Source organism: Coleofasciculus sp. E2-BRE-01, from assembly GCF_040221695.1.
In the GTDB taxonomy this organism is placed as follows: domain Bacteria; phylum Cyanobacteriota; class Cyanobacteriia; order Cyanobacteriales; family Coleofasciculaceae; genus Coleofasciculus.
Genome location: NZ_JAVKEA010000154.1, coordinates 1 through 11,786, shown reverse-complemented (window position 1 = coordinate 11,786; position 11,786 = coordinate 1). Strand labels below are relative to the sequence as shown.

The window sequence follows — 11,786 nt, the reverse complement described above, 5'->3', positions numbered from 1 at the left end:
ACGAAAAATCGGGCATTTCGGCTTTTAGAAGTTAGCTTGACCGAACAAGATTCTGTACGGTTTTCCTCCCTTGTCCTCTTGTCCCCCTTGCCCTCCTTGTCTTGCCCCAACCGCACAGTAAAAAACCTACACCTGTCAGCTCACCCCCAGCCCCTCTCCCACCAGGGGAGAGGGGAGCAAGAAGGAAGCGGTTGCCCCCTACAATCACAAAAACATAGGAATCGGATTAAGCTGAGACTCCAGCAACGGTTGAGACAACCAACCCAATTTTACCGGAACATCATACAACCGTCCAAACGCCAATCGCTGCCAAAAATGACGCAATCCCGGCACAATCACCTTAACCACAGGCAATCCAATATCCGGACGAGTCTGATCTAAAACTAACACCTCCAAGCCCTGCTTTCCAACAATATTGACACAACTCCTGACATCTTCCGCCAAATCATCGCATCCCATCTGAGAATAATCACCATAACCCTTCATCTTCACCCTAGAATCAGGAACCAGATAGGGCTGATTTGCAATCGTCGCCCTTTGCCACCAGTCTAACGCCACCGGATCATTAAAACGATACGCCGTTGTTCCATCATCCGCCACCGATAACACAGCCGGAAGCACCTGATTCATCTCCGTTATCGCGCGTAATAGAGCAATTTTCGGGTCAAAATGAGCGCCGAAACCGAAGACAATATCTTCAATCTCACGATCAACTCGTCGAGAAATCGCCGTAAACGTCGGCACATTCAAATCCGTCGTTATATCAATCACCCACATCTCCCGATGAATTGAGCGATAATACTCAACCACCTCCGCTAAATACGGGTCATCAAAACTCGCTAAATCGACCCCTGGACGCTGCACCCGATTATACCACCACAACGCCACTCCATCCCGTTCTACTAACTCCATAAACCCTTGCAAAATTGCCTCTTCTACCGTATTCCCTGCCGCTGCGCCATTAGAATTTGCCCAACAATAGGGATTTTGTTCTCTGGGATAGCCGTAATAACAATAAGCCGTAGGAATATATTTAAACTGTTGATGGGTTAATGACCAAACAGGCGTCCAGTCTAATTCCTGTTGCGGATCAAAGGGTTCGGGAACCTGTTGACTCGGCGTCGCTTGTTCATTACTTTCCTGACGATTCTCATACTGCGCTTCACTATAAAGCATACAGTGATTCGGATGAATCGCCCGATCGCCTAACTCCTGATAACATCCCCTTTGGCGAATCTCATCCCCTTGAAATATGCCACAATAGCGCTCAATCGCTTCACATAGCGCACTCGCTTTTGCCTGACTATCGGTTTTCCCTTTCCCGCCACTTTTCCCGCGCACGGTTTGCCGCAAAAAGTAGAGGGGATCAAACATCATGGCAAAGTTGTGTCCCGCATAATAACTGTGAATCACCCCATTGTCTGTCAGTTTTTTCGGGTGTAATGTATGCACAACTCCCGTAATCGGACTCACATGATGCTGATATTTTTTCAGCGTGGCTTCTGGTGAGACAGAACGGTGTCCTCCATCACGGGTAAAGGTTTTCCTCTGACTGTTGAGATAGATAGGAGATGGGGTTTGGTTAAACTGTTGCGGATTGCCACAGCAGGAACATTGAGGACGCTGAACTAAGGTATGGGTTTCGGTGTTTAGGGATAGGGTATCGACGGTAATAATTTGTCCCGTAACTTGGGGATTTTCGCCTTGGACAATCCATTTAATCAGTTCCGTCGCCGCGAGATTTAATCCGGTTTGCCAGGTGGATGGGAGGACAGCTTTGGCAGTGGGAAAAACTGATGCCTTTGGGTTTTGGTTTTGGATATAGGTTTCCACCGGGCGATTGGTGCGTAACCGTTGCGCTAAACAGTGCCAACATCCAGTTTTTCCAGGTAGAAATAGGGGTCCTAGCCAGAGGGTTGTCCCGATGGGTTTGATTAATAGCCAAGGCTGTTGGTTTTGCCAAGCTTGGTGGTTAATGTCGGCGAGTTCGGGGCGCAAATAGTCATCGGTGACAACTAGGGTTAAATCACCGTCTTTCCCCAGGTTTAGGGAGAGGGATTCCAGATGGGTTTTGATGTCTGGAACGGAACAGGTTGCCAAGGATTGCACCGATACGGTTGTGGTTTGTAAGCGATGCCATGCTGAGATTGGATTAACGGGTAAGGTTGCCAGAAAAGCCGCGATTTCGGATGAGATGTGATTCTGGGCTTCGACAATATACCCCTTTTGTTCCATTAACATGAGGGCATAGTAAATGTCCGCTGCTGAGGCGGTGTCTTGTAGTTGTTCAATGATATCGTCAACGGTTTGTCCGGTGAGTAAGGGGGTTAATTGGGTGTAAAGCTGTCCGCTGAGGGCGAAGGATTCCTGTTCTGAGATTAAAAATACGGTGGAATCGAGAATTTCAATATGAAAATAGGGTTTAATTATGGGTTGATTGATCATGATAGGGGGTTAAGTGAGTGGTGGGTTACGGCGGATATCTACTGAAATGGTTATTGTCTGGATTAAATACCGCCTAACCCACCCTACGATTTTATTTGTCGGTGGGGTTGATGTCTCATGCCTGATAAAATAGGGCTAAAGCCCTTACTACAAACGACAAACTACAAACTTATTCAGAGATACCGCGTTTGAATTCCCGCGTGGCTTCAACTTTGGATGCCATCATCAGACACCGAGACAGTAGGTTAATATCAAGATTGGGTAGAACGCGCGATCGCGTGATCCGTTCATATCCCGATTCCTGCAACTGGTACATTCTGAGTACACCATCTTCCCAAAACCATACGTCTGGAACCCCTAATGCTTTGTAGCGGGTTAACTTTCGTTCGCCGCCACTGGTAAAAACCACTTCAATCGAGAGGTTAGGGGTAGTCGCTGTTGAACTACCGATGGCAAAGGATTCGTCAGCTTGGGCGGAAACGTCCTCAGATTTCTCTTGAGTACAACTCCCTAATGGGTTGAATTCGATTTCGTTCTCCAGAAAATACAGGATTAGCAAACCGGCAATCATGCGGCTGATTGATTCATGATCTGGGGAAACGGTCAAGATTTCAACCTCTCCTTTGTAGTAAGCCAGCCGTATTCCCGGAGAGTCGGCAAAACTTTCCTGTAGTAATTTAAACTGTTGCCAACTCATTCCAGAATGGACGAACCGTTGGGCTTTGGGGTGTAAGAGTGCCTGTGTCATGGTTGATCCTCGTCTCACGCCATCGTCAACGACACCAAATCATCTGCCATTTCAAAATTGGCGGTGACGTTCTGCACATCATCCAACTCATCTAGGGCATCCATTAATTTTAGGAGCGATCGCGCCACATCCGGATCAGTAATTTCTATGCTATTCCCCGGTATCCAACGTAACTCAGCATCGCGCACGCTGAAGCCTTGATCCTGTAAGGTTTGATTCAGGTGTTCTAGATTGGTGACTTCGGTGACAACTTCCACCCCCGGTTCCTCGTCGTCTTCTATCCACTCATAAGTTTGGGCGCCACCAGTCAGTGAGGCTTCCAATAGCCGATCCTCGGACACCTCACCCCCTACCGTTACCACTCCTTTTTGTTCAAACATCCAACTCACACAACCCGTTTCCCCCAGATTTCCGCCATTCTTGGTAAACGCCGATCGCAAATCTGCCGCCGTGCGGTTACGATTATCGGTAAGGGCTTCAATTAGAATCGCCACACCTCCCGGACCATAGCCCTCATAGCGAATCTCTTCCAGGTTGTCGCTACCACTATCAAACTGACCCGACCCTTTCGCGATCGCCCGGTCAATATTATCATTGGGAATACCCGCCGCCTTCGCCTTCTCAATCGCGGTGCGTAAGCGGAAATTCCCATTCGGGTCAGGAACGCCACTACGGGCGGCGACAATGATCTCCCGTGAGAGTTTGGCAAAGGTTTTCCCCTTCGCTGCGTCCACTCTCGCCTTCTGGCGCTTAATATTTGCCCACTTACTGTGTCCTGCCATAACTGAAACCCAAATCAGTCAAATCCCGCTTCCCTAGGGTAGCTTGGTCATTTGTCATTTGTCATTTGTCATTTGTCATTCGTTGATTAGGACATCTCTTCCCCATCTCCCCCATCTCCCCCATCTTCCCCATCTTCCCCATCTCCCCCATCTTCCCCATCTTCCCCATCTTCCCTGATTAGACAGGAAGAAGAACGCGAACGGTGGTGTGTTGATTGGGTATGCTATCAATGGTTAAAGTTCCCCCCAACAGTTCGATTAACCGCTTACTGATACTCAGTCCCAATCCTGTCCCTTGTTGGGCATACAGTTTACGTTCAAACTGCTGATACGCCCCCAACTTAGTAATTTGTTCCTGACTCATCCCCCGTCCGCGATCGCTAACTGATAAGGCGTAGAATGATTGATTGGGAACCGTCCTCCCCGTTACCGAAACCGGAGTGCCAGGGGTCGAATATTTCAACGCATTATCCACTAATTCTTCGACAATTTTCTCCATCCGAGTTTTGGCTATTTGTAGACTGGAATCATGTACATCAAGCTTGACATCAGCCTCTCGATTCCTGCGTTTCGCCTGTTGCCAAACCATGGCTTCAATCACTGAGGCGGCGGAACTGATTCGAGAACTGCGTAAGGCTTGAATCCGATTCGCATCCGTTACGGTGAGTTCAAGTTCGGCGTAGAGTAAAAAGTTTTGAATCAATCGGTGTAATCGTTCGCTGGACTTGCGGATACTTTCCGACATTTCCTTGATTTCCTGCCGTTCCAGGGTATCCGCTTCTTCCACTAATAACTGGGAAAATCCCAGAATATTCGTTAGCGGCGATCGCATTTCGTGAGGGAGAGACAGACTGATACTGGTGCGTAACTGGTCGAGTTTTTGGGTTTGTTGTTCCTCAATTATCGCTTGTTTTTGTAACCGGGAGGCAATCGCATTCAGTAATTCATCGACACTAAAGGGCTTTGTGATATAATCATCTGCCCCTAGTTCCATCCCTTGACGCAAATCCGTTTTATCGGTGCGGGCGGTGAGAAACATAAATGGGATTGTGGCGGTTACGGGGTTTTTCCGCAATGTATTTAAGACGCCAAATCCGTCTAATTTGGGCATCATCACATCACATAAAATTAAATCCGGTTGATACTGCTGCACTAAATCCAATCCTGCACAACCATCCCCAGCGCCGCAGACTTCAAATTCTTCGGCTTCCAGCAATTCCATGAGATTTTCCCGGACGGTTTCTTCGTCTTCGATAATTAGAATTTTTTTCATGGTTGTTATCAACATTTTTGGCATAAATTAAAACAGATTTACTACGCGGGAACTGAAGGGTTAAATCTGATAGTTTGCACCTCTATTGGTAAGCCGTCACATCTGCCAAGAACTCAAGTTCTTGGCTCATAGCTTAAGTCCATTAAAATGGACTCAGACTAGATGTGCAGTCGTCTTTAGACGACTTTCGCTTTGAGACTTGGGTTTTAATCCAAGGCTTAATCTCTCGGACGGTTTCTTCGTCTTCGATAATTAGAATTTTTTTCATGGTGGTTATCAAGATTTTTGGTAGAAATTAAAACAGATTGACGACACGGGAACTGAAGGGTTAAATCTGATAGTTTGCACTTTTGTCGGTAAGCCCTGACATCTGCCAAGAACTCAAGTTCTTGGCTCATAGCTTAAGTCCATTAAAATGGACTCAGACTAGATGTTCAGTCGTCTTTAGACAACTTTCGCTTTGAGACTTGGGTTTTAACCCAAGGCTTAATCTCTCGGACGGTTTCTTCGTCTTCGATAATCAGAATTTTTTTCATGGTGGTTATCAAGATTTTTGGTAGAAATTAAAACAGATTGACGACGCGGGAACTGAAGGGTTAAATCTGATAGTTTGCACTTTTGTCGGTAAGCCCTGACACCCGCCAAGAACTCAAGTTCTTGGCTCATAGCTTAAGTCCATTAAAATGGACTAAGACTAGATATGCAGCCGTCTTTAGACGATTTTCGCTTTGAGACTTGGGTTTTAATCCAAGGCTTAATCTCTCGGACGGTTTCTTCGTCTTCGATAATCAGAATTTTTTTCATGGTAGTTATCAAGATTTTTGGTAGAAATTAAAACAGATTGACGACGCGGGAACTGAAGGGTTAAATCTGATAGTTTGCACTTTTGTCGGTAAGCCGCCACATCTGCCAAGAACTCAAGTTCTTGGCTCATAGCTTAAGTCCATTAAAATGGACTAAGACTAGATATGCAGTCGTCTTTAGACAACTTTCGCTTTGAGACTTGGGTTTTAACCCAAGGCTTAATCAGGGCGGGTTTAGTCGCATCTGGGTGAGGGAAGAAAGGATAGTTGTAAAACCCGCCCCTACATTCGGAAACATCAGGTGTCCTCAAACGGATGAAAGATTTACCCCCGCTAAATATTTTCCGCTAAATAACAAGGATTCAAATTCCTTAGCGGGCAAAGGCTTACTAAACAGATACCCTTGCATTTTATGACAGTGATGCTGTACGACAAAGGAAAGTTCCGCATCCGTTTCCACTCCTTCCGCCACTAATTTTAAATCCAGCGTATTTGCCATTTCAATAATCGCTTGGGTAATTGCCGCCTGACTCGGATTATCCTGAATATTGCGAATAAAACAGCGGTCAATTTTCAAGGTATCAAAGGGAAACTGCTGTAAATAGCTTAAAGACGAATACCCTGTACCAAAATCATCAATGGCAATCTCCACACCCAGCGCTTTTAATGCCTGTAAGCGGCGAATCGCTACATCGGTATTTTCCACCAGCATACTCTCCGTTAATTCTAATTCTAAATACTCCGGGCGCAATCCGGTTTCGGTGAAAATCTTGACTAATCGATGACGCAAGTCTAGTTGCTGAAATTGACGCCCGGATAAATTGACGGCAATTTTTAAATGAGGATAAGCCACTTTTTGCCAATGGCGAGTTTGCTGGCAAGCCATTTTTAATACCCATTCTCCAATCGGCAGGATTAACCCGGTTTCTTCGGCGAGGGGAATAAATTTAATCGGAGAAACCAGTCCCCGTTCGGGATGTTCCCAGCGCAACAGGGCTTCCGCCCCGATAATTTTACCTGTTTCCAAATCAAGTTGCGGTTGATAGTAAACCTGAAGTTCATCTCGTTCTAAGGCATAGCGTAAATTCGTTTTTAATGCCACCCGATCTGAGGTTCCTTTACTTAAGGTAATCGAGTAAAACTGATGGCAATTTCCGCCCTGTTGCTTTGCCTGAAACATGGCTTTATTTGCCTGATTGAGTAACTGTTCAATATCCCTGCCATCACGGGGATAGAGTGCCATGCCAATACTAGCAGTGATAAAAATTTCTTGGTCATCAATGGCAAAGGTTTGGGAGAATTGTTCTAAGAGAGTTTGGGCAATGAGAACGGCATCTTTTTTATGGGGGGTTGTGGGCAGAATAATCGCAAATTGACCGCTGCCTAATCGTGCCACATAATCCTCAGAGGTGACTCCGTTAACTAAACGTTGAGCTACCGCTTGTAATAAGCGATCGCCTACACTATGCCCTAAGTCATCATTAATTTGATTAAACCGATCTAAACCGACACATATAATCGTCATTAATTGCTGGCTATGCGTCGATTTTATTTGTTTAAATTGTTCCCGTAACGATAACTGATTAGGCAAGTTAGTTAAGGAGTCATGATGCATCAAATAATCGAGTTGATCCTGTGCTTGCTCAAGTTCACTACGATACTGCTGCTGCTTTTTAAACCGAGTCGCGATCGCACCCAGTAATTCTGCACGGGTAAAAGGTTTAGTCAGGTAATCATCTGCCCCTAATTCCATCCCTTGACGAAAGTCGGCTTTAGCCGCTTTAGCGGTTAAGAAAATAAAGGGTGTGGTGGCAAAATTAGACTCCTGACGCAGTGCTTTTAACACACTATACCCATCCAATCCCGGCATCATCACATCACAAATAATTAAATCGGGTTTCTCGACTTTGGCTAAATCGATCCCTTTATAACCATTGGTTGCGCCAATTCCGGCTAATCCTTCGGCGTCCAAGAGTTCTAAAATATTTTCCCGGACGAGTTCTTCATCTTCAATGACTAGAATCTTTTTCATGAGTTTAATATAGGTAAGGTAACGGTTACTGTAGTGCCAACCCCGATGATACTATTAATGTCGATATCACCCTGATGAATATCCACACATTTTTTAACAATGGCAAGCCCTAATCCGGTTCCCGGAATCGTGCCAACGTTAGTTCCCCGATGGAAGGCTTCAAATATTCGGTCTTGATCGTCTGGGGGAATCCCAATGCCGCGATCGCGAATTTCCAGGGTGATTTGTTCGCGATTGCCGTTGAGTTTAACCTCAATCGTTTGTTCGGGGGATGAATACTTAATCGCATTGCTTAACACATTCTCTAAAATTTGCTGGAGTAATTGCTTATCTAGATAGATTTCTTGGGCATCAAGGGTCGGTTCCCACTCATAACTGATGTTAATAACAGAGAGTTCGGGCTGATTAAGTTGCAGATCTTTCACTAATGTGGCACAAAATAATTTCAAATCAATAGGTTCTAGACTTAAGGCAAGTTTACCTGCATCTGCCTTGCCTAAAATTAAGACATCATTTAATAACTTGGTCATATACTTAACCGAAGTTTGAATTCGATGCAAATGCATCTGTTGTTTCTCCTCTGACCATTTATGCCGATAATGTTCTAGTAACTCGGCTGACGAGTGAATCGTAGTTAAAGGGGTGCGAAACTCATGAGACGTTACCGTAATAAAGCGGGATTTGAGGTCGCTTAGTTCCTTTTCTTGTGCCAAGGCATTGAGAATTTCTGCTTGCACTCGTTGGCGTTCGGTAATATCCTCCGCAATCCCCGCAATCCGGATAGTAATTCCTGCCTCATTCACCACCGGAAACGCCCGCACTCCCATCCAACGTACTGAACCATCGGGGCGAACAATCCGATATTCTTCCTGGAAATTTGCTTCCCCGAGTGACTGTTTGTGTAACGCTTGGGTTACGCGATCGCGATCCTCCGGATGAATGGATTCTAACCAAGATGAAGGTTGCTCATATAAACTTTTAGTCGAACGTCCCCATACCTCCTGATACACTGGACTAATATAGATCATCTGGCTAAAATCAGGGGTGGTTAAAAAGAAGACTTCGCGAATATTTTCTGTCAGTTGCCGCAATTGTTCTTCACTGGTGCGAAGTTGTTCCTCTATCCGTTTTCTTTCGATAATTTCGGCTTGAAGAACATCATTCACTTTCCTTAACGCTGCCGTGCGTTCTTCCACGCGCATTTCTAAGGCATCATTCACTTGTTCTAGGCTGAGTCGCATTTGCACCCGATCCGTGACATCTTGGACAATCACCGAAACTTCTTCAAACCCACTGGCAACAATTCGGGCTTCAAAATTGCGGGCTTTGCCATTCACCCAGAGTTGATATTCCACCCGTTGAATAGTTTTCGTCTCCAGCGCTTGTTCAATATGATCCCAAATTAATCCCGCCACTAACGTCGGCAGTATTTGATGCAAATGTTTACCAATAATATCGGCGGCAGGAATAGAAAGTGTTTCCGTTTTTGTGCCATAGCAATCTAAATAAATCCCCGCACTGTTAATCCGAAACAAAGCATCAGGGATAATTTCTAAAAGCGCGTTGTTTCGGGATTCCGCCCGATTTAAAGCGGCAATAACCTGCTGGTGTTTTTGCTGTTGAATGTGGTACTCTTGTTCTTGTTGAATGTGATAGAATACCATCGCCCATTGAGACGCGATCGCACAGACACAATCAATTTCCGCCTGACTCCACTGGCGTTGCGGCTGCGTCGCCATCAGACTAATCGCCCCAAAAAAGGATTGACGATGACAAAGGGGTAGAATTAACAGGGGTAAACCGGAAACCCTCTGCCATTCTTGGATTGGCGCTGGGGGGGGTTCATCCGCGATCGGAAAAATCAGTGGTTTTCCCTGAATTAGCCAAGTATAATATTTCCCGTAGAACTCACAAATTAGCCGAGAGGATGAGTCATCTACAGTTCCCTTTCCTCGCAGTAGTTGATACAGGTTTTCTTGTCTTTTTTTTCCCTTTACTTCTCCCTCAAAGGGTGTCGTAATCGGTTCAAAGTCTGATACTATAAACATCAGACAGGAATCAACGTCTAGAAAGTGGCGCAATTGATCCACCGTCGTTTGCAGCCCATCTTGGGGAACACCGTTCCCTTGGCTTACTTGGGCAATCTGCTGCATAATTGCCACTTGTAGGGTTAAGAGATGATTCTCCATTGTCCCCAGTTCATTAGCGTTAATTGATAGATGCTTGGATGAGATAGCCATAAGTCATGAATGGATGAAACATAAAAGGTTTGACATTGGCGAATCCTAGAATAAACGTTATCTGATTAATTTCCACCTCCAAACCATCGGATTGAGTCAAAATTGTAGGGGCGGGTTTAGTCATTAAAACGGCTTGTCATCAATACATGAACAACAAAACCCGCCCTACCTCACCGATAAATGAACTACCGATGAATCACCCCAACATGAGTCGCGATCGCATCCAGCAATTCTGCCAAGGTAAAGGGCTTAGTTAGATAAGCATTTGCGCCCAAATTCATCCCTTGCTTAATATCAGTTTTGGCGGCTTTAGCGGTGAGAAATAAGAACGGAATATTAGCCGTCTTACCTTGAGAACGCAAGGCAGAAAGAACTCCATAACCATCCATTTCTGGCATCAGTACATCGCACAAAATTAAATCCGGATCATGTTGTTGTGCCAGATGCAAACCTTTCTGTCCATTTTCCGCGATAATTGCATCAAACCCTTCTGCGTCCAGCAGTTCCAGAATATTCTCGCGTACAGACTCCTCATCTTCAATCACTAAAATTTTAACCATTGTTGCTCTCCTTAAAATGCCTAACCTGTATTAACGTGTTTAAAAATATGGCTACAATCATGACAGCGATAATCTCCTTATCTATAACTCAACCCATTCCGGTTTCATCTCCTGAAAATGGATCAGAAGACTGAGAGAACCCAGCGTTAAATGGGGGGTTTACTGTCCACTTTGATAAATTGTTGCATAGTGATTCTGATTAGTCCTCGTGGAAATTACGGGGTGTGAACCTGGGTTCAACATTTCATCTCCGTAATTTCACCTTGAAGGGGGTGGGTATCCTGAGTAAAACCGTTGTAGAGACGTTGCATGCAACGTCTCTACCCTCTGGAAGGAAATACGCGATCGCATTGCTCTATTCCCGGTTCTAAGGTACAGTATCCAGAGAGGATAGAGCGTCATGACTTCACCAAGAGCCAGAACTCAAGAACGAGTGCTCGTCGCCGGAGCCACAGGCGGAGTTGGACAATTAACCGTTGCCAAACTCCTAGAGAAAGGGTTTCCTGTGCGCGTACTCACCCGCAACGCCGAAAAAGCCCGAACTATGTTTGATAACCGGGTAGAAATTGCTATTGGCGATATCCGTCAGCCAGCTACTCTCCCCGCCGCCACTCAGACTATTACTCACATTATCTGTTGTACTGGAACTACAGCTTTACCCTCTAATAAATGGGATTTCGACACAATGGATCAAGGGGAGGGGTTAGGAAACTTAATTGAATGGGGTAAAATTTATCTCGATGCTGACTATCGCCGCACTCATGGGTCTTCCGTAGTTAGTGTGCTAAATTGTTAGTTAGATTTGCCCAAGTATTGGACAGCAATAGCTTTAATCGTTTTTACCCGAATTTCAATTTATTTTGAGGCGATCAAAAGCTACAGCCCTTGTGTGGAAAACCTTCT

The 11,786-nt window shown here is 45.3% G+C and carries 7 protein-coding genes and 1 pseudogene; 1 reads left to right on the top strand and 7 read right to left on the bottom strand.

The features are described from left to right. Nucleotides 1-204 precede the first annotated feature (204 nt). From RIG66_RS19205 to RIG66_RS19175, 7 genes are all read right to left on the bottom strand, one after another. The gene (locus RIG66_RS19205; RefSeq protein ID WP_446380355.1) at nt 205-2,445 is read right to left on the bottom strand and encodes a TOMM precursor leader peptide-binding protein; all 2,241 of its coding nucleotides are present in this window, start codon (nt 2,443-2,445) and stop codon (nt 205-207) included. A gap of 169 nt (nt 2,446-2,614) precedes the next feature. Beyond that, nucleotides 2,615-3,193: a Uma2 family endonuclease gene (locus tag RIG66_RS19200; protein ID WP_446380354.1), complete on the bottom strand. Its 579-nt coding sequence runs from the start codon at nt 3,191-3,193 to the stop codon at nt 2,615-2,617. Between the two features lie 14 nt (nt 3,194-3,207). Continuing rightward, nucleotides 3,208-3,975 (bottom strand): YebC/PmpR family DNA-binding transcriptional regulator, encoded by a 768-nt coding sequence (locus tag RIG66_RS19195; RefSeq protein WP_446380353.1) that lies wholly within the window; start codon nt 3,973-3,975, stop codon nt 3,208-3,210. A 178-nt stretch (nt 3,976-4,153) separates the two neighbouring features. Continuing rightward, nucleotides 4,154-5,248: a hybrid sensor histidine kinase/response regulator gene (locus RIG66_RS19190; RefSeq protein WP_446380352.1), complete on the bottom strand. Its 1,095-nt coding sequence runs from the start codon at nt 5,246-5,248 to the stop codon at nt 4,154-4,156. A 1,110-nt stretch (nt 5,249-6,358) separates the two neighbouring features. Beyond that, a complete protein-coding gene (locus tag RIG66_RS19185; RefSeq protein WP_446380351.1) occupies nt 6,359-8,083 on the bottom strand; it encodes an EAL domain-containing response regulator in 1,725 nt (574 codons plus the stop codon). Continuing rightward, nucleotides 8,080-10,323 carry an ATP-binding protein gene (locus RIG66_RS19180; RefSeq protein WP_446380350.1) on the bottom strand — a complete coding sequence of 748 codons (2,244 nt, stop codon included), beginning with the start codon at nt 10,321-10,323 and terminating at the stop codon, nt 8,080-8,082. The genes RIG66_RS19185 and RIG66_RS19180 overlap by 4 nt, the downstream gene beginning before the upstream one ends. Nucleotides 10,324-10,508: 185 nt before the next feature. Beyond that, entirely contained in the window at nt 10,509-10,883 is a 375-nt protein-coding gene (locus tag RIG66_RS19175) for a response regulator transcription factor (protein ID WP_446380349.1), read from the bottom strand. A 400-nt stretch (nt 10,884-11,283) separates the two neighbouring features. Between RIG66_RS19175 and RIG66_RS19170 the strand changes: the two are divergent. After that, a pseudogene (locus tag RIG66_RS19170) lies at nt 11,284-11,637 on the top strand (SDR family oxidoreductase); the annotation flags it as partial. Nucleotides 11,638-11,786 lie beyond the last annotated feature (149 nt).